The 23,826-nt window shown below is 51.0% G+C and carries 21 protein-coding genes; 14 read left to right on the top strand and 7 right to left on the bottom strand.

Annotated features, from left to right (window positions below; all coding sequences use genetic code 11):
* Entirely contained in the window at positions 1–2,067 is a 2,067-nt protein-coding gene (locus tag O4H49_RS15815; protein WP_269424409.1) for an FAD-dependent oxidoreductase, read from the bottom strand.
* A 306-nt stretch (positions 2,068–2,373) separates the two neighbouring features.
* On the opposite strand from O4H49_RS15815, the gene O4H49_RS15810 reads away from it, so the two are divergent.
* The 6 genes from O4H49_RS15810 (at position 2,374) to O4H49_RS15785 (ending at position 8,239) form a co-directional block, all read left to right on the top strand.
* Positions 2,374–3,384, top strand: a complete 1,011-nt coding sequence (locus O4H49_RS15810; protein ID WP_419715233.1) for an ArsJ-associated glyceraldehyde-3-phosphate dehydrogenase — start codon at positions 2,374–2,376, stop codon at positions 3,382–3,384.
* Positions 3,385–4,632: an organoarsenical effux MFS transporter ArsJ gene (gene arsJ / locus O4H49_RS15805; RefSeq protein WP_269424407.1), complete on the top strand. Its 1,248-nt coding sequence runs from the start codon at positions 3,385–3,387 to the stop codon at positions 4,630–4,632.
* Between the two features lie 79 nt (positions 4,633–4,711).
* The gene (locus tag O4H49_RS15800; RefSeq protein WP_269424406.1) at positions 4,712–5,908 is read left to right on the top strand and encodes a TRAP transporter substrate-binding protein; all 1,197 of its coding nucleotides are present in this window, start codon (positions 4,712–4,714) and stop codon (positions 5,906–5,908) included.
* Between the two features lie 108 nt (positions 5,909–6,016).
* Positions 6,017–6,739 carry a DUF1007 family protein gene (locus O4H49_RS15795; RefSeq protein WP_269424405.1) on the top strand — a complete coding sequence of 241 codons (723 nt, stop codon included), beginning with the start codon at positions 6,017–6,019 and terminating at the stop codon, positions 6,737–6,739.
* Positions 6,736–7,812: a nickel/cobalt transporter gene (locus O4H49_RS15790; protein ID WP_269424404.1), complete on the top strand. Its 1,077-nt coding sequence runs from the start codon at positions 6,736–6,738 to the stop codon at positions 7,810–7,812. Before O4H49_RS15795 ends, O4H49_RS15790 begins: the two co-directional genes overlap by 4 nt.
* A gap of 115 nt (positions 7,813–7,927) precedes the next feature.
* The gene (locus O4H49_RS15785; RefSeq protein WP_269424403.1) at positions 7,928–8,239 is read left to right on the top strand and encodes a hypothetical protein; all 312 of its coding nucleotides are present in this window, start codon (positions 7,928–7,930) and stop codon (positions 8,237–8,239) included.
* A gap of 181 nt (positions 8,240–8,420) precedes the next feature.
* Here O4H49_RS15785 and O4H49_RS15780 read toward each other — a convergent pair whose 3' ends face one another.
* Positions 8,421–9,404 carry a sensor histidine kinase gene (locus tag O4H49_RS15780; protein WP_269424402.1) on the bottom strand — a complete coding sequence of 328 codons (984 nt, stop codon included), beginning with the start codon at positions 9,402–9,404 and terminating at the stop codon, positions 8,421–8,423.
* A gap of 371 nt (positions 9,405–9,775) precedes the next feature.
* Between O4H49_RS15780 and speB the strand changes: the two genes are divergently transcribed.
* Complete coding sequence (gene speB, locus O4H49_RS15775) at positions 9,776–10,597, top strand: agmatinase (protein WP_269424401.1); 822 nt, start codon at positions 9,776–9,778, stop codon at positions 10,595–10,597.
* 69 nt (positions 10,598–10,666) lie between these two features.
* Here speB and O4H49_RS15770 read toward each other — a convergent pair whose 3' ends face one another.
* The 3 genes from O4H49_RS15770 to O4H49_RS15760 all read right to left on the bottom strand — a co-directional run bounded on the left by O4H49_RS15770 (position 10,667) and on the right by O4H49_RS15760 (position 15,069).
* Complete coding sequence (locus O4H49_RS15770) at positions 10,667–12,745, bottom strand: methyl-accepting chemotaxis protein (protein WP_269424400.1); 2,079 nt, start codon at positions 12,743–12,745, stop codon at positions 10,667–10,669.
* A gap of 193 nt (positions 12,746–12,938) precedes the next feature.
* Positions 12,939–14,639, bottom strand: a complete 1,701-nt coding sequence (locus O4H49_RS15765; protein WP_269424399.1) for a U32 family peptidase — start codon at positions 14,637–14,639, stop codon at positions 12,939–12,941.
* 178 nt (positions 14,640–14,817) lie between these two features.
* Positions 14,818–15,069: a DUF1289 domain-containing protein gene (locus tag O4H49_RS15760; RefSeq protein WP_269424398.1), complete on the bottom strand. Its 252-nt coding sequence runs from the start codon at positions 15,067–15,069 to the stop codon at positions 14,818–14,820.
* Positions 15,070–15,265: 196 nt separating this feature from the next.
* Here O4H49_RS15760 and O4H49_RS15755 point away from each other — a divergent pair, with 196 nt between their 5' ends.
* Positions 15,266–16,924, top strand: a complete 1,659-nt coding sequence (locus tag O4H49_RS15755; RefSeq protein WP_269424397.1) for an adenylate/guanylate cyclase domain-containing protein — start codon at positions 15,266–15,268, stop codon at positions 16,922–16,924.
* 42 nt (positions 16,925–16,966) lie between these two features.
* Here the strand turns inward: O4H49_RS15755 and O4H49_RS15750 are convergent, their stop codons facing one another.
* A complete protein-coding gene (locus tag O4H49_RS15750; RefSeq protein ID WP_269424396.1) occupies positions 16,967–17,428 on the bottom strand; it encodes a tetratricopeptide repeat protein in 462 nt (153 codons plus the stop codon).
* A gap of 127 nt (positions 17,429–17,555) precedes the next feature.
* On the bottom strand, positions 17,556–18,149 hold the full coding sequence (locus O4H49_RS15745; RefSeq protein ID WP_269424395.1) for a regulatory protein RecX: 594 nt from the start codon (positions 18,147–18,149) through the stop codon (positions 17,556–17,558).
* A gap of 144 nt (positions 18,150–18,293) precedes the next feature.
* On the opposite strand from O4H49_RS15745, the gene O4H49_RS15740 reads away from it, so the two are divergent.
* The 6 genes from O4H49_RS15740 to O4H49_RS15715 all read left to right on the top strand — a co-directional run bounded on the left by O4H49_RS15740 (position 18,294) and on the right by O4H49_RS15715 (position 23,807).
* Positions 18,294–18,602, top strand: a complete 309-nt coding sequence (locus O4H49_RS15740; protein ID WP_269424394.1) for a TfoX/Sxy family DNA transformation protein — start codon at positions 18,294–18,296, stop codon at positions 18,600–18,602.
* 87 nt (positions 18,603–18,689) lie between these two features.
* A complete protein-coding gene (locus O4H49_RS15735) occupies positions 18,690–19,514 on the top strand; it encodes an ABC transporter permease (RefSeq protein WP_269424393.1) in 825 nt (274 codons plus the stop codon).
* A 4-nt stretch (positions 19,515–19,518) separates the two neighbouring features.
* Positions 19,519–20,346, top strand: a complete 828-nt coding sequence (locus O4H49_RS15730; RefSeq protein ID WP_269424392.1) for an ABC transporter permease — start codon at positions 19,519–19,521, stop codon at positions 20,344–20,346.
* A 44-nt stretch (positions 20,347–20,390) separates the two neighbouring features.
* Positions 20,391–21,395 (top strand): TraB/GumN family protein, encoded by a 1,005-nt coding sequence (locus tag O4H49_RS15725; RefSeq protein WP_269424391.1) that lies wholly within the window; start codon positions 20,391–20,393, stop codon positions 21,393–21,395.
* Positions 21,396–21,526: 131 nt separating this feature from the next.
* Positions 21,527–22,489, top strand: coding sequence for a TraB/GumN family protein (locus O4H49_RS15720; protein ID WP_269424390.1), 963 nt, complete (start codon positions 21,527–21,529; stop codon positions 22,487–22,489).
* 139 nt (positions 22,490–22,628) lie between these two features.
* Positions 22,629–23,807 (top strand): aspartate aminotransferase family protein, encoded by a 1,179-nt coding sequence (locus tag O4H49_RS15715; protein ID WP_269424389.1) that lies wholly within the window; start codon positions 22,629–22,631, stop codon positions 23,805–23,807.
* Positions 23,808–23,826: the final 19 nt, after the last annotated feature.

Here is a 23,826-nt window from a genome sequence, read left to right as displayed (position 1 = left end):
TCAGTTGACAAGACCGGGACGTTCGCCCTCAAAAAGAGCCGCGTCCCAGCTTTCTCCTTCAAAGCAACGGGCCGCCAGATGACCATAATACACAGCTGAAGCCAGAGATCCCGGTGCATAGGCATCACCGATTACTTCCACCGTTTTGATGCCCGCTGCAGCAAGCGCGGCAGGGTTGCTTTTCAGACTGTGATAAAGTGCGTCATTGGCATCGCGGGCCGTGACCAGGAGCAGGGCATCTGCAGGAAGCGTGCTGGTTCGTCCTGTATAGCAGCAAGCCAGTTCCACAGCGTCTGAGGTGACAGCGTTGACGCTGTGACTGGTAATAATCCTTACGCCAAGCTTCATCAGGCGGGACTGGATTTTTTCCTGTTCCAGCGTGAATTCCGTCCAGGCAGAAACCTTTACATCCGGTGTGACCAGCGTCACCTTCTGGCCTTCTGTGATCAGCTTTTCTGCCAGAACCCCGCCCATATAGTAATGGTCATCATCAAAGATCACGACTTCTCCTGCCGGACTGTTGCCATCAAGCAGGTCGTCGGGGGTAAAGACGGGAAGCAGTTCCAGACCGGGTAAGGGAGCGTGGTGTTGTCTTCCGGTGCCATCCCTGCGCCAACGGGATCCTGTGGCGAGCAGGATATGTTTAAAACCAAACTCCAGCAGAGCTGCTTCATCCAGTTTGCTGTCGAGGTAGATCTCCACGTTGCTCTTTTGCTGCAGCAGGTTGCTGCGGTAGTCCCTGACACGGGCATAGCTGGAAAGGCCGGGAAGCCTGCTTTCTCTGGTCGAACGCCCGCCCAGTTCTGTTCCTGCTTCGGCCAGGGTAACCTGATATCCCCGATTTGCCAGTTGCAGGGCACATTCCAGACCAGAAGGACCACTTCCGACGACAAGGACGGCATCGTCAGACTGTTTTGGCGCGATTTTTTCCGGGTGCCATTTTCTGCGCCACTCTTCCCCCATTGTCGGATTCTGGGTACAGCGGATCGGGACACAGAGATTGTCGCCAGTGACACAGATGTTGCAGCCGATACATTCGCGGATTTCATCATGGCGTCCCTCGGCAATCTTGTTGGGCAGGAAGGGATCGGCAATAGAGGGACGGGCCGCCCCGATCAGATCCAGGACGCCGCGTTTTATTTGCGAAACCATCGCATCGGGAGAGGTGAAGCGCCCAACCCCGACCACAGGTTTGCTGGTCAGGGATTTGACAAAAGTGGTGTATTTTTCCTGATACCCTTCGATAGGCTCAAAACGGGCGGTAGAGGAATCATTGGTCCAGCCGCTGATGTTGACGTCCCAGAGATCCGGATGCTCTGCCAGCATACCGACAACATCTCTTGCTTCGCCTTCTGAGGTCATACCGTCTTTACCCAGCAACTCATCCACGGCAAAACGGAAGGCGATGGCGCACTGATCACCTACGGCTTCTTTTGTCTCTTCGAGAATTTCCCGGGTCAGACGGACCCGGTTTTCCAAAGATCCGCCATAGGCATCACTGCGCTGGTTATAGCGGGGGAGCATGAAGTGCATCAGCGTGGTCATGCAGTGTCCGGCATAGACGTAGACGATATCGTAACCAGCTTCACGGGCATTCAGGGCGGCCTGGCGGTACCACTTGCGCAGATTTTTGATGTCGGTCAGATCCATGGCACGGGCGTGCACAGGGTCATAGGCACTTACCGGCATGGCCGAGGGCGCCATCGGCGGAAGGCGAGATGTACGGTTGGGTGCGTGAAAGCCATTGTGAACAAGCTCAACCCCGGCAAGAGAGCCGTGTTGGTGTACGGCCTCGGTCATGAGGCGATGGGCAGGGATGTCCCGTTGATCCCAGAGGCGACCTTCAATGTAGGGAGAGATTTCCGATGAAGGATGAATCTCTACCTCTTCGGTGCAGACTGCGCCCCATCCGCCTTCCGCTTTCATGCCACGCATGGCAGCGAGGCTCCTGGGGCGGGCGTAGCCCAGCCCATTGCAATGTGGAACCTGATAGAAACGGTTTTTGATTGTAACAGGGCCGATTTGCAGCGGTTCAAAAAGAATATCGTATCTGGGGTCGCGAGGCATTTTGTACTCTCTTTAGTCTCTGGCTGACAGTTCCTGCCCGGATTAATAATAGGTTTCCGGGAAATTTTGGTGGATGATGTCAGATCTTGAGCAGGGCAACCAACCAGAATTACTTATCAATCTTTTGCTCTGCTTATGACCGGCCTGAAAAATTGACTGGTCTGAAAAATACCTTTCAGGATAACGACATCCAAGAATAGTGGAAAATATCGTGGAATATGTCGATTACGTCATAAAAGATTCACATATAATCTTTATATTTCCGGAAATATAGAATTATGGATGTGCATATAGAGGATGGCACCAATGGCAATACGCGTTGGAATCAATGGTTTTGGACGGATGGGACGCTTGGTGCTTCGGGCAGGATGGGGTGTTCCGGGGATTGAGTTTGTCCATGTGAACGAAATTCAGGGCGGGGTTGAATGTGCAGCACATCTGCTGGAATTTGATACTGTCCATGGGCGGTGGAACAGGGAGGTTGTTGCCTCTGCAACAGGCTTCTCGATTGGCGACAGCGAGATCAGCTTTTCCGAAGAGCGGGATCCGGTAAAGGTCGACTGGAAAAGCCGTGGTGTGGATGTTGTTCTCGAGTGTTCCGGAAAGTTCAAGACGCTAGAAACACTGGCGCCGGTTCTTGAAGCTGGCGTAAAGAAGATTATGGTTGCGGCCCCTGTGAAATCCGAGGGAGTGCTGAACCTCGTTTATGGCGTCAATCATGATCTGTACCGACCAGACCAGCACCACATTTTGACTGCGGCCTCCTGTACGACCAACTGTCTGGCTCCGGTGGTCAAGGTGATCCACGAGGCTCTGGGTATCGAGAGGGGGTCTATCACGACGATCCATGACGTCACAAATACCCAGGTCATGGTAGATGCCCCGCACAAGGATCTGCGGCGTGCCCGTTCTGCCTTGAACTCGTTGATTCCGACGACAACAGGGTCTGCAACCGCGATTACAATGATCTATCCTGAACTGAAGGGAAAACTGAACGGCCACGCAGTACGGGTTCCGTTACTTAATGCATCATTGACGGATTGTGTCTTCGAACTGCAGCGCAAGACGACAGTTGAAGAGGTCAATCAGCTGTTCAGGGCAGCAGCAAAGGGATCCTTGAAAGGTGTACTGGGTTTTGAAGAACGTCCACTGGTCTCGGCCGATTTTGTTAATGATCCCCGCTCTTCAATCATCGATGGCCCCAGCACCATGGTGGTTGATGGACAGCACCTCAAAGTTTACGCCTGGTACGATAATGAATGGGGATATGTTAACCGGATGGTCGACCTGTTGCGTTTGATCGGGCAGGATCTCTAGATGACTGATTTACGTGGTTATGCGGTTGTAACAGCAGCCTATTGGGGCTTCACTCTCACTGATGGGGCCTTGCGAATGCTGGTCCTGCTGCATTTTCACCTGCTCGGCTTTTCACCTCTGGATCTGGCAAGTCTGTTCTTGCTGTATGAAGCCATGGGGATTGTCACAAACCTTGCCGGGGGCTGGATTGCAGCCCGCTTTGGTTTGCGGTTGACCCTGTTAATGGGGCTGGCAATACAGGTCTTTGCCCTGCTGCTGCTTTCTGCACTGGATACAGGATGGTCCATCGGCTTTTCCGTGTTTTATGTCATGGTGGCTCAGGCTCTGTCAGGTGTTGCCAAAGACCTGACTAAAATGAGTTCAAAATCTGCAGTCAAACTGGTGGTAAAAGAAGACAGCGGAGAAATCTTGAACACCAAGCCTGGCTTGCTCTTTCGCTGGGTAGCCTTGCTGACAGGATCAAAAAATGCCCTCAAGGGGCTGGGTTTTCTCCTGGGTGGGCTGTTGCTGGAAGGGTTCGGTTTCCAGCTTTCGCTTTGGGTGCTGGCCTTTGGCCTTGTTCTGGTTTTGCTCGGGAGTTTTTCTCTGGCCGAACGCGAATTGGGGCGGGTGAAGAGCTCTGTCGGGGTTCGGGATCTCTTCTCTAAAACCCGGGAAATCAATCTTCTATCGTTTTCCAGAGTTTTTCTCTTTGCCGCCCGGGATGTCTGGTTTGTGGTCGCGCTTCCGGTTTTCCTCTACTCTGCTTTTGGATGGAGCTTTGAAGAAGTCGGCGCCTTTATGGCTGTCTGGGTTATAGGGTACGGTCTGGTACAGGCCGTGGTTCCCAGATTTACCCGTGGAGTGGTAACACCAGAGCTGGGGGTGAAGGCTGCCGGGTTTTGGGGAGGTACGCTGGCGACTGTTCCATTGCTCATTGCCATGGGGATCTGGATGGATACAGCGGCGAGCCTTTATATTCTGATCATCGGGTTGCTGGTTTTCGGTTTTGTTTTTGCAGTGAATTCTTCCTTGCATTCCTATCTTATTGTCGGCTTCTCGGATGCAGACAAGGTGGCGTTAAATGTCGGATTTTACTACATGGCCAACGCAGTGGGGCGCTTGGGCGGGACTCTTTTGTCCGGTGTTGTCTTTCAGCTTGCCGGGTTAACAGCCTGCCTTGTCGTCTCGGCGGTAATGGTCCTGATTGCAACTGTTCCTCTGTTTCTTCTTTCCCAATATGGGGAAAAATCTGCTGAAGACAGCTAAATTCCGGCCTTCTCAATGCTGGGGAGCTTGTGGCAATCCGGGAATAATGTTCCGGGAAGTGCAGGAGATATTGCGTCTTATGCGTGAAGAGCTAAAGTGGATTAAAATATCCATGGGGGCTGATATGTCTGATACACGGAAAAATCAAAGAACGTTAGAAAAACAGAATAATTCCAGGGTTAAAGGAATCAGCCGGCGAGAACTGCTGGGTGCGTTTGCCGTTGGCGGAGCAGCCAGTCTTGCGGCCCCTGCTGTTGTGCGGGCGGATGAAAAAATTGTCTGGAAAATGGCCATGAGCTGGCCGCGCAATGTGCCGGGGGTCGGGGTAAATGCCCAGCGGCTGGCCGAGATGATTACGACAATGTCCGGAGGACGTTTGACGATCGAGCTCTTTGCTGCTGGAGAATTGGTGCCGCCCTTTGAAGTATTCGATGCGGTTTCAAACAATGTTGCCCAGATGGGGCATGCGACCCCCTATTACTGGCAGGGAAAAAATCAGGCTTTCCACTTTTTTACCGGGGTCCCTTTCGGCCTGACAGCTGCGGAACATAGTGGATGGCTGTATTTTGGTGGTGGCCAGGAACTCTGGCAACGCGCCTATGAACCCTTTGGGGTGCTTCCTTTCTATGCGGGATCTTCCGGGCCACAGGCTGGTGGCTGGTTCCGCAAGGAGATTAACAGCCTTGCAGATCTCCAGGGGATCAAAATGCGCATTGCCGGACTGGGCGGGGAAGCCATGCGGCGGCTTGGCGTAAATGTGGTATTGCTGCCTCCAGGCGAAATTTTCCCCGCCATGCAGGCGGGAACTGTGGATGCGGCTGAGTGGGTTGGCCCCTGGAATGATCTGGCTTTTGGTCTCTACAAGGTTGCCAAATACTATTACATGCCTGCTTTCCATGAGATTGGCCCGGCGCTGGAGGCGATTGTAAACAAGGAGGCCTATGCGGCTTTGCCGGAAGATTTACAGGAGCTGGTAAAGCGGGCCGTGATGGCTTCAGCAACAGAAAGTTACGCAGACTTTACCTATGGAAACGTGAAATCCTTTGCCCCGCTTCTTGCGAAAGAAGGGGTGGAGCTCCGAACTTTCCCGAACGAGGTAATGCAGGCGCTGTACAAGGCGTCAGAGGAAACGTTGCTGGAGATCAGCCAGACGAGCGCTTTGGCAGAAGAAATATACAAGAGCTTTATGACCTACAGGCAGGAGGCAGACGGATACGCCCGTCATGCGGATCTTGCTGCCCTGAACATGCGGGCCATGGTTATGGGGGAGGGGTGATTTCCCGATTAAAGTTATAAGCGGGATTGAATTATAATAATGTTATATTATAACTAAAGCTCTGAGGCTCGACTTTTGGGTTCGGGCGATTGTGATGAGGCTGTATCAATGATTTTGTCACAGCCTCGTTCTTCTTGTGAGTTGATTACCGTGATTCAGCCGTCTCTCTCCCTTCTGAAAGTCTGTTTCAGGAAATTTCTAACCGGAACGGTTGTCGCGATTTTGTGGGGATCTGCGGCTCAGGCGCATCCCCATGTCTGGGTTGACGCTGCGGTGATTGTTCACCTGAATGACAGTGGTCGAATTGTTGCGCTTGAACCCGTCTGGATATTTGATGATCTTTATACTGAAACGCTGTTGCAAGATCTTGATCAGGACCTCAGCGGGGTAGTTGAAAAAGCAGAATTGAACAGCTTTGCCGGGGATGCCGTGCGCAACCTCCATGAGTGGGATTATTTTCTTTCTGCCCGAAAAGCTGGGGCCGAAAAGCTGGTTTTTACAAAAGAAATCACCGCGGATGGTGACCTGTTGAATAATCGCCTTGTGTTGCGTTTCAAGCTGACACTTGATCAGCCGATTGCTTTCTCTCAGGCAATAGAGCTCAAAATGTACGACCCTTCCTATTTTATCTCGATTGATCTGGTTTCAGAAAACACGGCAAATTTTGTTCCCAGTGATGCAGAAGGCTGTACTCATCAGGTAATTAAACCGGATGATGTAACGGGTACGGAAAAACCACTTTCAGATCTTTTTTTCAGCGATGAGGAAGTTGCCGCCAACCCCGAGCTGGGATCAATTTTTGCCTCAACCTTGCGGGTGAGCTGTTCATGATCAGGATCGCGCGGGGCCAAACCTGGTTACAGGTATTGTTTTTTCTCTTCTTGTTGGCGGGAACAATTCTACTGGCCGATGCACTGTTTGGCGTTGTTGGTATCTTTCCCTCTGAAGAAGCAGGCATCTGGGCCAGCTTTCTCGAGACCCTGCGAAGCCAGCAACGTGCGTTTTCTTCCATTCTGGGCGATGGGGTCCGAGCGCTGGGAGATGGGCTTGGTTTTGATTCCCTGATTCATCTGGTTTGGATCTGTTTTCTCTATGGTGTTTTCCATGCCCTGGGACCTGGTCATGGCAAGGCCGTAATTGCAACCTATACACTGAGTACAGATACCAAAATAAGATCTGTCGTCGGGCTGTCCATGGCCGCATCTTTTATGCAGGGGCTGACAGCTATCACGATCGTCGGGTTGTGTTATCTGTTGATTGATAGCGGCGTTCGTTCTGCCTCTTTAGCGGCAGAATCCGTGATGGAACCGCTCAGCTATGGTGCCGTTGTTGTAGTTGGGGGCGTTTTGTTATGGCGCGGACTGCGCCTTCCTGCATCACAGTGCTGCGCCCATGACCATAGCGATGAGCCTGGCCACAGCCATGTCTCTGTTCCGCAAAAGCCAAATTCAGAGATTACGCATAGCCATTCTCATGTCCACCGTCATGACGGCCTCTCAGCGGGCAATGCCAAGGGGCATGATTGCTGTGCTTCTTCTGTGCCACGGAGCCGCCTTTCCGGGCTGAAGCCGTATCGGGATATTGTTGCAATTGTTCTGGCAATCGGGATTCGTCCCTGTACCGGGGCTCTTCTGGTTCTGATTTTGGCCTTTGTGCTTGGACACTGGGCTGGGGGGCTGGCAGCTGTTTTGGCAATGTCGCTTGGCACGGGTCTGACAGTGTCCCTGTTGGCTCTGGCTGCCAAGGGCGTCCGGTTTCCCCTGCTTAAAATTCTTGATGAGCTGGGGGTGCAAACAGCCATTATTGCGCGGGTGGTTTCTATCGGCGGGGGCCTGTTGATTATCCTTATTGGCGGGACGCTTCTGCTTGAGGTTCTTATGACCCCGGATCACCCTTTCATGTGAGAGTGATGAGCGGGAACCTGACCGCCCTGATTGTATCAAACAGGTATTATGATGGGAGCATTTGGTTACGGGAGAGCTTTCCTGTAGATTGTTGAAAACAGCTCGAAGGTCCTTCATGTCAGACCTGTTCAAACAGTCGCTTACAATTGCTGCCCTGATGGGGCTTGTTGTTCTGGTTTATCTCGGATTTCTGGTGATAACCGGCCAGTTTAACCAGGTCTTGCTCAAGCACGAAAAATTCTGGAATGGGATCTGCCGGGACGAAAAACATGGACCTCCCGCCGTGCTGGCTGTTGTTGCCGGGGTTTTGCTTCTCACAGGTTTGTTACGTGAAAACCCCTGGCTGCTGGGGGGAGGCTTTGCCGTGGTGGTCTGGTGTTATGTCAAGCACAGGCAATCTTTGGTCGAAGATCCCTTTGACGAATAAAAAGTCCACGGGGATCAACAGCTATACCGCTATTGATCCCCGTGGAATATTCGTGGGTAATCCGTCACAAACAATGCTGAGTAAGCTGGTTGTTCAGCCGGGCAGTTTGCGTGACAAGGACCCAAAGCTTTTCGGAAGCGGTGTCGTGATCTGTACTGAAACAGGTAAAGGGTGCTGTAGCCTAACCTTGGGCTGGCTTATCCCGGATTGTAGGAAAGGTTATTGTTACGGTTGTGCCTTCCCTGATTTTACTTTTCAGGCGTAGAGATCCGCCGTGTAGTTCTATATATCTCTTTGAAATTGTCAGTCCCAATCCAAGCCCAGTTGATGATGTGAGGGCATTTCGGTCGATCTGATTAAAGGGTTCAAAGATTCCTCTGAGCGCATCCTTAGAGATACCTGGACCTTGATCTTGGATCGTTATGCGAAGTCTCTTGTGAAGATCTCTGTCAATTTTTATAAAAATCTCAGTATTTTCTGGGCTGTTGAGAACTGCATTATTCAGAATTTCAACGAAGGATTTTTTGATCATTGCCGGATCAAGAGTTAACACCGTGTCCTCGCAGGAGCACTTAAGAGTGATTTCGATACCTTTTGAACTTGCCTGTATCTTCGATGCTTCAATACTCTCCTTCAGGAGAGAGAGGACACTCTGCTCAGCTTCCAGCAGTGTGATCTTGTACGTATCGAGATAAGACAGAGCGAGTAATTTGTCGATGATGGTCAGAAGCTGTCCGGAGGATTCATGAATATCATCAATGTAGGCCTTGTATTTTTCAGGTGAAATTGGTCCAAAAATCTCGTTACGCATCATTTCACTGAAGCCGATAACCGCATTCAAAGGAGTGCGGAGTTCGTGGCTCATAGATGTCAGGAACTCATATTTTGCGCCGTTTTCCATCGTTAGTTGCGTGATTTCTCTTTCTGAGGAAAGGGCCTTTGCCGAGGCACTTTTAAGAGAAAAGAGAAGAAAGAGCAGGTAGTTGAACGCCATTCCCAAAAGCAGCAGAAGCAGTTCGTCCAGTTCCCATTCCTCATACTCTCGCGTGAAATCATAGATGGTTTCGAGCGCATCTACGTAGATCAAGCCCGAATAAAAAACGATACTAAACAGGAGAAAGATCCAGAATTTAATGTATCGGCTATTGACGACCTTTTTGATCATTGGCGATGGACTTGATAATCTTTTAGAGGACATTGTCGAGCTACTTTTAAGGATAACGGGGGCAGGAGGTCATTACATTCTTTCGGCTATGGCCCAATCCCTTTGTGCAAGACTGAAATAACCGATAGCAGCATTACGCATTTCCTTTAGCGTATGTGGGGGAGGGGGTGCAGCCAAATGAAATACTTCAATTAAAGAGTTTTCTTAGATATCTTTCCGTTCTTAAATTAGATACCAAACAAGATCAATTTACAGCGCTGTAATGTGTACGTTATTGCATTTTTTACGCGAGAACTGCGAATGTAAAGACCTGATTTTGTTGTTCGGATCCATTTGTGAAAAATCAGTACCTGGCTGTAGGGAGAAAATTGGTGGCGAATCAAAATTTAAACAGGGGTGATGTCGCTTTGCTCGGAATCCCGTTGGATCATAATTCATCGTATATGACAGGGCCAGCCTTGGCCCCCCAGCGTATCAGAGAGGCCTTGCATTGCGGCTCAGCCAATATGACCAGCGAGACCGGGTATGATCTTGGCGCTGACTCCCGTTTTAAGGATTTTGGGGATCTGAAATTTTCCGGCAGAGAAACGGCATTATCAGAAATTTCAGACCGGGTTGCGGCGATAATTGCTCTGGGGGCAAAGGTCCTCAGCCTTGGGGGAGATCACTCTGTATCTGCACCACTGATTACAGCGCATGCCAAAGCTTATCCGGGGCTTAACATTCTTCATTTTGATGCCCATTCCGATCTCTATGACGAGCTGGATGGCAATCGGGACAGTCATGCCTGTCCCTTTGCCCGGATTATGGAAACCGGGCTGGTCAAGCGACTGGTCCAGGTTGGGATCCGGACATTGAATCAGCATCAGAAAGAACAGGCCGAGCGTTTTGGGGTGGAGATTATCCAGATGAAAGACTGGAAAGCGAATCTGGACCTGAGCTTTGACGGGCCGCTTTATCTTTCGATCGATCTGGATGTTCTTGATCCCGCCTTTGCGCCGGGCGTTTCCCATCATGAGCCCGGCGGGATGTCGGTCCGTGAACTGATCAATAGCCTACACAAGCTGGATGCGGATCTTGTCGGGGCGGATATTGTTGAACTAAATCCACATCGGGATCTGGTTGGAATGACAGCCATGGTTGGGGCAAAGCTGGTGAAAGAAGTTGGTTCCAGATTGCTGAAGAACGGGTAGGGAAAGCTCTGAAGTAAAAAAGCCCTGCACCAACCGGTACAGGGCTTTTTTTATTCGCAACGCGCTTAATCAGGCACCGCGGACTTCGGCTACCAGACGATTGGCTTCTTCATTCAGAGCACGGACTTTCTGGTCAAGGTTGGTTATGGTGTCAACAACAGAGCGTGCTGCTGAATCGGTCTGTTCCGAGACCTGATCAACCCCGGCAATACTTTCGCGGATAGAGCTGACACCTGTTGCCACCATCTGGATCTTTTCGGAAATATCCTGGGTGGCTGCGCCTTGTTCTTCAACGGCCCCTGCGATAACCGTGCTGATTTCATCTATCTGCCCGATCACGCGGCTGATTTCACCGATGGATTCCACAGCATTATTGGTCTGGGTCTGGATGGCAAAAACCTGCTGTTCGATTTCGCCCGTGGCATTGGATGTCTGGGTCGCAAGTGACTTCACTTCGGAAGCAACAACGGCAAAACCTTTACCGGCTTCTCCGGCCCGGGCAGCTTCGATGGTCGCGTTCAATGCCAGAAGGTTGGTCTGTTCAGCAATATCCGAGATCAGTTTCACCACCTCGCCAATACGCTGGGCAGCCTGCGCCAGAGACTGGACGTTTTCATTGGATCGGCCAGCTTCGCCGACAGCTTTGTTGGTGATGGTGGTTGCCTGTCCAACCTGTTGACCAATTTCACCGACGGATGCGGCCAGCTGTTCAGAAGCGCTGGCAACGGCCTGGGCGTTGTCATTGGCATTTTCGGAAGACTGGGAGGCCTCGGAGGCTCTCGAACGGGTTTCCTGTGCCATACCTGTCATGGTATCGGCAAAAGTCTTCATGTCCCTTACAGAGCCTTCGATGTCCTGGATCAAACCGCTGACACCCTCATGGAAACGGGTGGCAATCTTGTCGAGGGTCGATTTGCGCTCAATGACAGCAGTTTCTTGTTGATGCTTCTGTTCTGCCTCGAGTTTTTGTTTCTCAAGGGCATTCTCACGGAAAACCGCAACAGTTTGTGCCATGGCCCCGATTTCATCCCGACGGTTCCGACCTGGAATTTCAAGATCGGTTTGTCCGTCTGCAAGGTTACGCATGGTGTTGGTTACCTTGCCGAGCATTGCCATAGCCTGAGTTCCGATCAAGGCGTTGATGGCAATGACAGCAATTACAACGAGAAGGGAAATGATAATCATCAGGTTTCTTGCCTGATTGGCCTGGGCCATGATTTCACTTTCAGGAACCGAGACCACAATTCCCCAGGTTGTTTCTGCCATGCCAAAGCGCATGGACTGGACAGACACAAAACGTTCGCCCCCAACAGCCGGATCATCAACAACCCCAAAGAAGTCTTTCCCGGCCTTAAGAGCAGCTAAAACCGGTGTAAGTGCAGGGCTTTTTTCCAGCTGTGCCAGCTTTGTATCATCCGGGTGAGAAACCCACATCCCCTCTGCGGTGATCAGGGAAACTGTTCCGGTTTCAAAGAGCTTTAGTTCGGAGAGACGGATCTGGATATCCTTCAGGGCCATGTCTGTTGTGGCAACACCGACAGCACGATCCTGTGCATCAAAAATCGGTACTGTTGCTGTGGTCATGACCACGTCTTCCCCATTCACGGGATAGACATAGGGTTCTGTCACCACTTCCTGTTTGGTGGTTTTGGGCAGGTCGTACCAAAGTTCCGACCCACTGTCTCCGCCAAGAGCCAGAGGTTCCCAGGCGACTCCCCCTTTTCCATCCTGGTAGAAATAGGGAAGGAGCCGGCCAGCATCATCATTATACCCTTGCCCTGCAACGTCACTGTCCTGTCCTGCAATGTTAGAATCAAGACCAACAGCACCGCCAACGATACCTGGGTAGCGACGGATGGTATTTTCGACAATCCGGGCAAAAGCGGAACGATCTGTGGATCCGCTTCTCAAGGGGCCTTCAATCGCGTGGGCCATGCCCCGGGCAGCAACCAGAGCTTCCTCAATATCAATACGGACATCCAGTGCGTACTGTTCTGCCAGACTGGAAAGATACCGCTGGGCATCTTCCTGTGAATTCTTCACCTGACTGTAGGTTGAGTAGGAGACCAGTACGGCAAAGCCGAGGATAACCATGATGGCCGTGAGGCCAACAAGCCTGAAGCTCAGGCTGTGGAAGGCAAGACGCATTTTCTTTTCCCGATGTTGCGATGAACAAAGACAAGCCTTTGATTTTAGGTGTTTTTATTCTTGTCTCGTTTGTGGATTAACTTAAGACGCATCAGTGTCGGTCAAAAAAGCTAACAAAGCCTTTAGTTCAATGGAAAGTTGTGAGGATTATCCAATTTATAAAACTGACTCACAGAAGAAAAATTGTAACGGGTCACGGTGTGGATGCTGGAAGCGAGGTGCCGGGAATATCCTGTTCCGAAAGAAAAAGATCATCGCGCATATCGCGATCAAACAACTCGCCCTGTTTTTTCCGGGCAAGAAGTTTCCGGGCTTTGTCATAGAGCGGGTCATGCCAGAAAATCATGCAACCATTACAGCCTCTTCCACAACACCCACTGGTCCCAATCCGTGGTGTTTTGGGTATCCGCTCGCCATTTTCAACAAGAAGACTGCTCTGAAGGCGGTCTTTTTGTTTTTCATAAAGAGACTCACTCCCATGTCCGAGTTCAATCTTCCGGGCAGTCTGGTCTAACCGGAGCCGGTCCCATTCTGCCTGTGACAGGGATTTTTCTTTTCTGATCACCGTCAGGGGGCAGAGAGCCTGTTGCAACCGCTTGATGTTTTCCTGATCAAACAGGGACCAGCGGAGGAGGATGACCGGCTTTTGCCCGGCATTGACGACCTCATTTTTTTGACCCGTTCTGGCATCTTCGAAGCTATAGAGCCGGATCAGAATAGCCTGAAGCCCTCCTGGAGGAAGAAGCTCAAGAACATCTCCCGCTTCAAGGCGATTTTTTACGGCAACATGAATGCCGTTTTGATCCAGCTCGGTGACGAGACCTGCAAATTCATAATCGGCAAAGGTTTTGGTGTGGTCATAATTGTGCGCATGGTTACGCAGGCGTCCATCATGGAAAGCCAGGGTGTAGCCTCGACTGGGGATCGTGGAAAGCTCTTCCATGTAGGGCTCGGGGGACCAGTCCTCAGGGGCCTTATACCAGTCGTCTATTGCCTGACGATAGGCCCGAGCGGTTACCGCAGCGTAATAGGCGCTTTTGTTTCTGCCTTCCACTTTCAGGGAATCGACGCCGATTTTCAGATAGTCATCAAGCCGGGGCATCAGACAAAGGTCTTTGGAGTTGAGAATATAGGAGCCGCGCTCGTCTTCTTCTATGGGCATAAGCTCGCCCTGACGACATTCTTCCTCAAGTAGAAATTCAAACAGTCCAAGATTTTCTTCGGTAAGCTCAAGCTCTTTCACAGTACCATCCTTGAGCTTCATATGTACTTTGTAGTGCCAGCGGCAGGAGTTGGCGCAGCTGCCCTGGTTTGCCCCCCGTTCGGCCATGAAATTGGACAGGAGGCAGCGTCCGGAATAGGTCATGCACATGGCACCGTGAACAAAGGCTTCAAGTTTGATATCCGGACACCTTTCCCTGATTTCACAAAGCTCGTCGTAAGTTACCTCGCGGGCAAGAACGCAGAGGCTGGCGCCCTGTTTTTGCCAGAAATCAACAGACAACCACGAGCAGACATTGGCCTGGGTTGAAATATGTAATTCCAGTTCGGGGGCCTGTTCGCGGACATAATTGAAAATACCTGGATCCGCAATGATGACACCATCGGGTCGAACGGCCCGTATGGTTTCGATAAACAGGGGCAGCTTGGCAATGTCCTTGTTATGAGAGAAGAGGTTCAGTGTGAGATACGCGCGTTTGCCGTGGTCATGGGCAAAGCGGACACCTTCAATCACCTCTTCCAGGCTGAAATCCGATTTGGTGCGTAAAGACATGTCTGGTGTGCCGAGATAAACGGCATCGGCGCCATACAGTATGGCGATTTGCAGTTTCTCAAGAGAACCAGCAGGCATTAGAAGTTCTGCGCGATGGGGGCGGGGCACGATCTTGACCATATTTTTGAACCAGCGTTAACAGGAGTTTTCGCTGTTATGCTGTATTCAACGGCGCGTGCAATTGATCTAGGACAAAAGCTCTGGCCCGTGGAGAGCAATATCCTGAAGCAAGTCTTGTGAGAAAAGACAGTCTGTCATTGCGGGAACAGCAGTTGCATGCTGTCCGGCCCGGTACAAATCAGGCAACCATACTGGTCCGGCGCTGTTCGATGATATTCAGCAGGGCTTTTTTTTCTTCGCCAGTCATGATGACCCAGTCCCGGATTTCATCGATGTTGCGCTGGCACCCGATACAGAGCTGGGTCAGGTCGTCCATTTGGCAAACAGAAGTACAGGGAGACGGAATCGTTGAATCCAGCTCCTGCAGTAGTTTCTCTTTCCGCTGTTGCCTTCTGGCGGAACGTTCTTCTCTGGAAAGTCCTGATACCAAATTCCTGTTTCCTAACGCTGGCTATCCTCGATAATCCCAACTATCCTACTCATCTATTTGTTAATCACTCGTCTATTTCGCGACCTTTAGGCTGCGTGCAAGCGACAAAAACAAGAAGTTATAGGGCTATTTTGCTGAAAAATAGCGTTACCCGATCCGGTTTTCTTTAGCAGATCAAAAAACAGGTGTCATCAGGATGGTCAGAAAGATCCGGTTATACGGCGGGCTTGTACTGTTTTTCTATCTCTTTACCCACCTGTTGAATCATGCTCTGGGGCTCCATTCCATTGCCATGATGGACGAGGGACGTGAGGTTTTTTTGGCACTGTGGCGTAACCCGCTTGGTACGTTCTTGCTCTATGGTGCGTTGATCTCTCATATGTGTCTGTCTCTGTGGGGGGTATATCGTCGTCAACATCTGCATATGCGATTCTGGGAGATGGCGCAGTTGGTGTCTGGGGCCATAATTCCTCTTTTACTGGTTTTGCATGTGCTGGGAACCCGTTTCGCGCATGAGATTTATGGAATAGAGGACAATTATTACTATGAACTCTATGCCCTGGTGGTTTGGCGCCCCGATGCCGGGGTTCGGCAAGTTATCCTGTTTTTCCTTGCCTGGGGGCATGGCTGTGTCGGGCTGCATTACTGGCTGAGATATCGTTCGGGCTATCAGGCATTCAAACCTTATGCCCTGTCGTTGGTAGTGATTCTGCCTGTGATTTCTCTGGCGGGGTTCTATGTATCCAGCTTGAAAATTACGGAGCTGGCAGCAAATCCTCTTTGGCTGGAAAATTTTCTGGTTTCGGCAAACCTGCCTTCTGCGGAAGAGGTCGGGGATATCTACAGATTTGAGACCTTGTTGCAGGTTGCATTTATCTTTTTGTTGCTTCTGGCATTTTCCGCACGTTGGTTGCGGTACGCCTATCAGCGGTGGCAGGGGACTTTCAAGGTAAGTTATCCGGATGGACGTGCGCTAAGGGCGATAAAGGGCACAAATCTGCTGGACGTCAGCCTGATGAACGGTGTTCCCCACGCATCGGTTTGCGGGGGGCGTGGACGCTGTTCTACCTGCAGAGTCAGGGTCGGGCGCGGTCTGGATACTTTGCCAAGCATAGAACAAGATGAACTGAGGGTACTTCAAAGGATCGGTGCTGCAGAGAACATGCGTCTCGCCTGTCAGACCTATCCGATATTGGATCTGGAGATTACACCGCTTCTCCCTGCAGAAAGCGGAATGAATATGATCGGTCGGCAGGTCAGTTCTATTGCGCAAGGGCAGGAGCGTGAAATTGCGATCCTCTTTGCTGATATCAGGGGATTCACCAGCCTTTCGGAAAAAAAACTTCCTTATGACGTGGTCTTTATCCTCAACCGTTACTTCGAGGCAATGGGTACTGCAGTCGAAGAATCTGGGGGGCGGCTGGACAAGTTTATCGGTGATGGTGTGATGGCGCTTTTCGGTATTGATCGAGGCGTGGAAGCTGGCTGTCGCAACGCCTTGAAAGCGGCCAAGCGGATGGCTGAAAAACTGGACGAACTTAATGCGCATCTTGCCCACGAACTGCCCCAACCCCTGCGAATCGGTATCGGGATTCATACCGGACCGGTGATCGTTGGCGAACTGGGGTGGGGGCAGGCAACCTCGATCACAGCAATCGGAGATGCCGTAAATACGGCTAGCCGGCTGGAGAGTATGAGCAAGGAGCTGGGGGCTCAACTGGTGATTTCCCAGCCAGTTGCCGAGATTGCAGGCGGGGACTTCAGTGCTTTCCCAAAACAGCATATTCAGGTGCGCGGCCGAACCGGGGGTATGGATGTCTGGTCATTAACCAGTGCAAAGGATCTTCCGCACTAGAGGTGCTGCAATTTTTCTGGATTAGCCTAAACGGCCCCGCGTTTATTGGTTGCTTTTGTATTTTTCGATGGCGGTTTTCAGCTCTGAATATTCGTCACAGCCAAAAAAACAGCTCTCGTCGAGAATTTCCAGACGCTCCAGCGCTTTGTTCGGCTGGTTCATTTCCAGATAAAGCTCGCCGAGATAAGCATTGGCCCCGCGATGGCGTGGGTTTATTTCCAGGGCCTTGGTGTAGTTGCTCAAGGCATCATCTTTGTTCCCCAACTTGCGTAGACTGTATCCGAGCATGTTGAAGGCATCTGCATTTTTCGGGTCTTCTGCGGTAACTTTTGTCAGCAGGGGTAAAGCTTCTGTATACTTTTCACCCTTGATAAGCTTGACGGCTTCCTTGAGTTCAGGGGAGCTCTGGTTATCCCAGCCGCTGCCTGCTGCGGAGACGGGAAGACTGTATGCAGAAAGGCCCGCAGCGAAAAGCAGGCCAAGGGCAGTGTGACGAAATCGCATTGTTCTGTTTCCCTGTTGTGAAGGCAGATGATCATACGTCCTTTTATAAAAGGATTGGGTGTCTCTCCTCCGAATTCAATGTTTCTTTGCAACAATAAAACGAAAACCGGCTCTGCTTGGATGGATTTTAAAAGAGTCCTGCTTCTTCCTCAAGCAGTTCAAGATCTTCAGCCTGAATGACCTTTTCAGCAATCGCATAGGAAAAGCCTTTCCTGCCGAGTGCTGCCATATCACGCTCTCGCCGTTCTTCGCGTTCTTCTTCGGGGCGATAGGGGCCCATGCGGCGGCGGCGGGCGTAAGACACTGCTGCTTCCAGATCAGGGTTGATGCTTTCTTCCTTGATGACATTTATCGCCTTGCCGATTTCCTCTTCGGGTACACCTTTGAGAGAAAGATCCTGGCGGATTGCCCGTAAGGAGTTGCCTCGCCGATGAAGACTGCCGCTGCGTCCTTCGGCATAGCGTTCGTCGTTGAGAAAATTGAGATTGCGGAACTTTATAATCAAGGCTTCAATCGCCTCGATCCCTTCTTGTGGATCTGTATCATGCTCCTTGGCCGAGAGAGTGACCTTGCGCATCAGATAACGCCTCAAGCCGGCTTCTGTCGTGGCATAACGCTCAAGATAAAACCGGGCGACATTTCCAAGATACCTGGGCGTCGCTTTGCGGGGCACTTTCCTTTTCGGAGGGCCGTCTTCCGGTTGTCGGGTGAACTTTTTCATGTACTAAAAATGCCATGTCCCAGAGCGTGAACCAATTTTTTTCTGCAACAGGTTTATAAATTTTTCCCTTCAGCAGTATTGTCTGATGAGATCAGGTTATACTTTCAGAATAGTCAGCAAAAACAGAAATAGGATAAGTTAGGTATGTCTGCAAAAATCCAGGGGATGCAGGCACTGTTGGCAATGCGCAACATTGGTCCCAAGTCTGTACCCCAGCTGTTGGAAGTCGGGATAACCAGCCCGGATGACCTGCGAAATTATGGTGCTGAAGAGACCTTTCGCCGCCTTTATTTTCGCTTTTGTGACGAGCATAAATTCTCGCTGAATTATCTCTATGCACTTGAGGGAGCAAATCTTGATTGCGACTGGCGCTGGCTTCCGGTGGAGCGAAAGCAGGAGCTGAAAGAATATTTCAACGGACTAAAACAAGGAAAAAAAGATAGCAAAGTTTAATTTTGTGGCCTGGTATTATTGAAAATAATCAATGATTGATAGGCTTATCCTTTTCTTGCCCTTGAAGATTTCCCCCAGGTTGCGTAAATGTGCAACATGACTTTGATCGACCCGCCTTTGAGTAAAATTGCTCCCCGTCAGATTGGTGCCATGAATTTTCTGGGCCTCTGGACGCTCTACAGCCGTGAAGTAAAACGTTTTCTGAACGTCTTCACCCAGACCTTGATGGCACCGGTGATTACCACCTTGTTGTTCCTGGCAGTCTTTGCGCTGGCGTTGGGTGGCCTGGGGCGTACGGTCGGTGGCGTTGACTATATTACCTTTCTGGCGCCGGGTCTGATGATGATGACCATGACGCAGAATTCTTTTGCCAATACCTCGTCTTCGATCCTGATCGCCAAGGTTCAGGGAAACATTGTCGATATTCTCATGCCGCCCTTGGCCCCCTGGGAGATGACCCTCGCAATCGCGGCGGGTGGTGTTACCCGCGGGCTTCTTGTCGGTCTGACAGTTTTTGTTGCGATGTTGTTTTTTGTACCCAGTGGTGTTGCTCATCCTTTATCGGCGCTATGGTTTGCCGTGAATGCTTGCCTGATGCTCTCGCTTTTGGGGATGCTTGGCGGGATCTGGGCCCAGAAATACGATCATATCGCGGCGGTTACCAATTTTGTGATCACGCCCTTGTCCTTTCTTTCCGGGACGTTCTATTCCATAGATCGCCTGCCCGAAGCCTGGGTGGCTGTGGCTCACTTTAATCCCTTCTTCTATATGATTGACGGTTTTCGTTACGGCTTTATCGGTCATGCTGATGGCAATGTAATCATCGGGTATCTGCTGTTGCCTTCTGTCAATCTGTTGCTCTGGCTTCTGACGCACCGTCTGATTTCCACTGGTTACAGGCTGAAGGCCTGATGTGATGACAGACCCGGGTCCCAAAGTTCCAGCTGTTTCAGGGATCGATCAACCGATCCGGGTGATTGCGCTTCTGCGGGTCTGGACCTTGTTCTATCGGCGTGGTGTGGTCCGTTTCATGCGGTTCTGGACCGAAAGCCTGTTGGGGCCGATGATTTCAACCATGCTGTTTATGACGGTCTTTACCCTGGCCCTTGATAGTGGTCAGCAGATCGCCCCGGGACTTACGGCCTTACAGTTTGTTGCTCCGGGGCTGGCTGCTTTTGTTCTGGTGCAGATTTCTTTCCAGAATGTCTGCTTTATGTTGATCATCGATAAACAGGAAGGTGTGATCGCCGACGTGCTGATGGCACCCCTGACGCCGCTTGAGCTCTTGCTTGGATACGGACTGGCTGGCGTCATGAACGGCTTGATTGTTTCGGTATTGATCATGCTGGCGATGACTGTTTTTACGGGTCCGATGCTTTATGCCGTGGGTTACACGTTGTTTTTCGGCATAGTCGCTGCCTTCCTTTTTGCCATGATTGGTGTCCTGGTTGGTCTCTGGTCAGAAAAGTGGGACCAGTTTTCCATGATTGATAACTTTCTCGTGCTTCCCCTAGGACTGTTGTCAGGCACCTTTTTTACCCTTGATCGCATTCCATCGAACCTGCAGTGGTTGTTCGAAGCAAACCCCATGTTCTGGATCATCAATGGTTTTCGCTATGGCATTACAGGCTATGGCGATCCTTCGATGGTTCTTTGGCAGGGGACAGCGTTACTGGTTATAACTGTGGTTGCTTTTCTCGCCGGCTGGACATTGATGGCACGGGGTTACAAGATAAAGGCCTGACCATTCAAATATTCAATCCTTGGATCTTTACAGGAAGATAGTGGATGAAGGTTTTTGGTTTCGAGATCCTGAGTACTGTAGTCCAGGCAGTTTCTGACCTGCCTCTTCGCAGCTTGTTATTCCGTTCTCCCCAGCGCTTTGTAATCATGCTGATGCTTGGGCTCTGGTCTCTGTTGCCTTTGTCTTCCCTGACACAGGCAAGTGAGAAGGAAGAGATCCTCTATGGGCAGGGGCTGTTCTGGAAGATTGAACGCGAAGGACGGTCGCCGAGTTATCTGTTTGGGACCATGCACGTTTCAGACCCCCGGATTCTGAAACAGAAAGACAGGGTGAAACCTTATCTGAACAAGGCGGATGTTCTCTATCTTGAGATAGATCCGACGTTGCGAGAGGCTCGGGAAGCTTACAACGTAAGGATCCGTGATGATGGCAAAACGCTGGACGAGGTTTTGCCGGAAGAGGTGTATAGCAAGATACGGGATATCGCCCTGAAGCAGGAAATTCCTGAAGAGGATCTCAAACAACTGGAGCTCTGGGCCGTCTATTCGATGATCCAGTCCCTTTTGGGAGAGGAGAGCCAGAAGGTCGAGGAAGAAGGGCTTGCTCTGGATTTTCAGCTGGGACAAATGGCTGAGGAAAACGACGTTCCGGTTAAATCGCTTGAGACAGCAAGAGAACAGCTGGGTGTTTTCCATGAGCGGGATGACAATATCTTTTATGATGCCATCATTCGTGCACTAGAAAGCCCCCTTGCTGTTCAAAACTCTCTGGAGCTGATGGAGCAATACAAACAATGGTATCTGGCGGAAAATACGTCGGCATTTTACCGATCCATGCTTGAGGAACTCAAAACAGAACCTCCAGAGATCTATGACATCATGAAAACCAGACTGATTGACAAGCGTAACCTGAATATGGCCAACCGGATGGCGCGCGGTCTGGTAAGGGGGAATTCTTTTACGGCTGTCGGAGCGCTGCACCTGCCGGGAGAGAAGGGCATTCTGAATATCCTGGTGGAACGGGGCTATCAGGTTAGCCCTATGGATTGAGGGTATCAGTTTCAGGTTTCTTTCACTTGGCTCAACACAATCATAAGACCCGGGTTTGAGATAATCCTCTGTAAAAGCTGCACAGATTTGCTACCTTCGCAGGTCTGTCGCCTTTGTATCTGGGATGTTCCATGCTGAAAAAACCTTCTCGTATTCATTCTGCTTCTTTGTCATATGCCCCGAGGAGCCTGAAACTTGTTTGGAACAGGATCCTGTTGCTCAGCCTGATGCCGGTTTTTCTGGTCATCACACAGCTTGCCCAGGCGCAGGAGTTGCCTTTTGGGCGAGGATTGATGTGGCAGGTGAGCAAGGAGGGCGTTGAGCCAAGTATTATCTATGGAACTTTCCACAGTAGCGAACGCCGTGTCGTTGATTCCAGTGCTTCGGCACATCGAAAGCTCCTGACAGCGAAAAGTCTGGTCATTGAAGTCGAGGATGATGACGCCATTCAGCAACGCCTGTTTGAGACCATGGTTTATGATGACGGGCGGCGACTGGACCAGCTTGTCTCGCCCGAAACCTTCGAGAAGATCAAGGTTCTGGGGTACGAATACGGTTTTCTGGCACGCCAGATGAATGTCCTGCGCCCCTGGGCCGCCGGGGTCATGTTTTCCTTCCCGCCTTCAGAAGCTTCAAGAATTTCACTGGGGATCAGAACTCTTGATCAATCGCTTCAGGATCTGGCGAGAAAGCAGGAAATAGAGATCATCGCGCTGGAAACGATTCAGGAACAGTTGTTGGCTTTGCAGGGCGAAGGCGAGGAAGAGCAGATCCTGTTGCTGACCAGTCTGCCAGAGACAATACAGGAAGTTGAAGACGATTTTGAAGATCTGGTTGGAGATTATCTGTCTCAAAATGTTGCGGGTCTTTATGCCCGCAAGCGCCAGAGCCTGGCGGTCTTGCCGCCTGAAAAAGCTGATGCCTATATCCATCGGCTAGTAACATCCCGGAACTATAGCATGGTGGAACGGATGCGCGGCATGTTGAACAAGGGAAATGTTTTTGTGGCTGTTGATGCTCTGCATCTTCCCGGGCATGAAGGCATTCTCAGCCTTTTGCAGGCCCAGGGGTACAGGATTGAGCCTGTTAAGTGAATTTTCCTGCGGAAAAGGCAGAAAATCAGCTTTCTCCTTATTGACAGTTCCAGATGATCTTGGGTTAATACCTTGCTCCGGGGTGGCAGTATTGTCGCCCCGGGTTTTGTTTTTTCAGCAGATATCAAGAGAGATCCCAATGAGTGACGCAGTAATGCCGACCTATGCACGTATCGACCTCGCATTTGAGCGCGGCGAAGGACCTTATCTCTATACTGCTGAGAACCGACGATATCTCGATTTTGCCGGTGGTATTGCCGTCAATTCTCTTGGACATAGCCATCCCCGGCTGGTGGCGGCACTGGAAGAACAGGGACGCAAGCTCTGGCATGTTTCCAACCTCTACCGGATTTCTGGTGGAGAACGGCTTGCCGAACGCCTGGTGGAACATACTTTTGCCGACAAGGTCTTCTTTACCAATTCGGGTACTGAAGCGCTTGAAGGTGCCATCAAGCTGGCGCGGAAATATCACAGTCATAATGGACAGCCACAAAAATACCGGATCATAACCTGCGACAGTGCGTTTCATGGCCGAACCATGACGGCTTTGTCTGCGGCGGGAAATGCGAAACATCTGGAAGGCTTTGGCCCCCAGACTCCCGGGTTTGACCATGTCGCCTTTGGCAATCTGAATGAACTGCGCGCCGCCATCACGGAAGAAACTGCCGCGATACTGGTTGAGCCAATTCAGGGTGAAGGCGGGATTCGTGCCGCTTCGTTGGATTTCCTCAAAGGCTTGCGAACGGTTTGTGATGAGTTCGGCTTGCTGCTGATCCTTGATGAAGTGCAATGTGGTAACGGCCGTACGGGCAAGTTTTTTGCCTATGAATGGGCTGGCATAACTCCGGACGTACTGGCTACGGCCAAAGGTATTGGCGGGGGCTTCCCTCTCGGGGCATTCATGGCGACTGACAAGGCAGCGGCTGGGATGAAGCCGGGAACGCATGGCAGTACTTATGGCGGTAATCCTTTGGCAATGGCCATAGGTAACGCAGTGCTTGATGTTTTGCTTGAGGAAGGGTTTCTGGAAGGTGTTCTGGAGATTTCCGGTTATGCTCGCGAACGGTTTGAAGGACTGGTTGCCCGCTATCCAATGCTTTTTGAGGAAGTGCGGGGCTCCGGGCTGATGCTTGGTTTGAAATGCAAGATCCTCAATTCTGATGTGATTGTGGCAATGCGTGCAGGAGGCCTGCTTTCTGTCGGGGCAGCTGACAATGTCATCCGCCTGTTGCCACCACTGACAATCGAGCGTGCGCATGTAGATGAGGCAATCGCCATTCTTGAAGATGTGAGCCAAAAACTGGCGCAGGCAGCCTGAGGGCCGCCGGATACCCGAG

Source organism: Kiloniella laminariae, from assembly GCF_027214005.1.
Taxonomy (GTDB): domain Bacteria; phylum Pseudomonadota; class Alphaproteobacteria; order Kiloniellales; family Kiloniellaceae; genus Kiloniella; species Kiloniella laminariae_A.
Note: the sequence above shows the minus strand (reverse complement) of the source record. Positions and strands in the feature narration are given on the sequence as shown.

Bases quoted from the DNA above. Each gene is read 5' to 3' on its own strand.
- O4H49_RS15815 (WP_269424409.1), bottom strand. From the start codon at position 2,067: ATGCCTCGCGACCCCAGATACGATATTCTTTTTGAACCGCTGCAAATC.
- O4H49_RS15810 (WP_419715233.1), top strand. From the start codon at position 2,374: ATGGCAATACGCGTTGGAATCAATGGTTTTGGACGGATGGGACGCTTG.
- arsJ (WP_269424407.1), top strand. From the start codon at position 3,385: ATGACTGATTTACGTGGTTATGCGGTTGTAACAGCAGCCTATTGGGGC.
- O4H49_RS15800 (WP_269424406.1), top strand. From the start codon at position 4,712: ATGCGTGAAGAGCTAAAGTGGATTAAAATATCCATGGGGGCTGATATG.
- O4H49_RS15795 (WP_269424405.1), top strand. From the start codon at position 6,017: ATGATTTTGTCACAGCCTCGTTCTTCTTGTGAGTTGATTACCGTGATT.
- O4H49_RS15790 (WP_269424404.1), top strand. From the start codon at position 6,736: ATGATCAGGATCGCGCGGGGCCAAACCTGGTTACAGGTATTGTTTTTT.
- O4H49_RS15785 (WP_269424403.1), top strand. From the start codon at position 7,928: ATGTCAGACCTGTTCAAACAGTCGCTTACAATTGCTGCCCTGATGGGG.
- O4H49_RS15780 (WP_269424402.1), bottom strand. From the start codon at position 9,404: ATGATCAAAAAGGTCGTCAATAGCCGATACATTAAATTCTGGATCTTT.
- O4H49_RS15770 (WP_269424400.1), bottom strand. From the start codon at position 12,745: ATGCGTCTTGCCTTCCACAGCCTGAGCTTCAGGCTTGTTGGCCTCACG.
- O4H49_RS15765 (WP_269424399.1), bottom strand. From the start codon at position 14,639: ATGGTCAAGATCGTGCCCCGCCCCCATCGCGCAGAACTTCTAATGCCT.
- O4H49_RS15755 (WP_269424397.1), top strand. From the start codon at position 15,266: ATGGTCAGAAAGATCCGGTTATACGGCGGGCTTGTACTGTTTTTCTAT.
- O4H49_RS15750 (WP_269424396.1), bottom strand. From the start codon at position 17,428: ATGCGATTTCGTCACACTGCCCTTGGCCTGCTTTTCGCTGCGGGCCTT.
- O4H49_RS15745 (WP_269424395.1), bottom strand. From the start codon at position 18,149: ATGAAAAAGTTCACCCGACAACCGGAAGACGGCCCTCCGAAAAGGAAA.
- O4H49_RS15740 (WP_269424394.1), top strand. From the start codon at position 18,294: ATGTCTGCAAAAATCCAGGGGATGCAGGCACTGTTGGCAATGCGCAAC.
- O4H49_RS15735 (WP_269424393.1), top strand. From the start codon at position 18,690: ATGTGCAACATGACTTTGATCGACCCGCCTTTGAGTAAAATTGCTCCC.
- O4H49_RS15730 (WP_269424392.1), top strand. From the start codon at position 19,519: ATGACAGACCCGGGTCCCAAAGTTCCAGCTGTTTCAGGGATCGATCAA.
- O4H49_RS15725 (WP_269424391.1), top strand. From the start codon at position 20,391: ATGAAGGTTTTTGGTTTCGAGATCCTGAGTACTGTAGTCCAGGCAGTT.
- O4H49_RS15720 (WP_269424390.1), top strand. From the start codon at position 21,527: ATGCTGAAAAAACCTTCTCGTATTCATTCTGCTTCTTTGTCATATGCC.
- O4H49_RS15715 (WP_269424389.1), top strand. From the start codon at position 22,629: ATGAGTGACGCAGTAATGCCGACCTATGCACGTATCGACCTCGCATTT.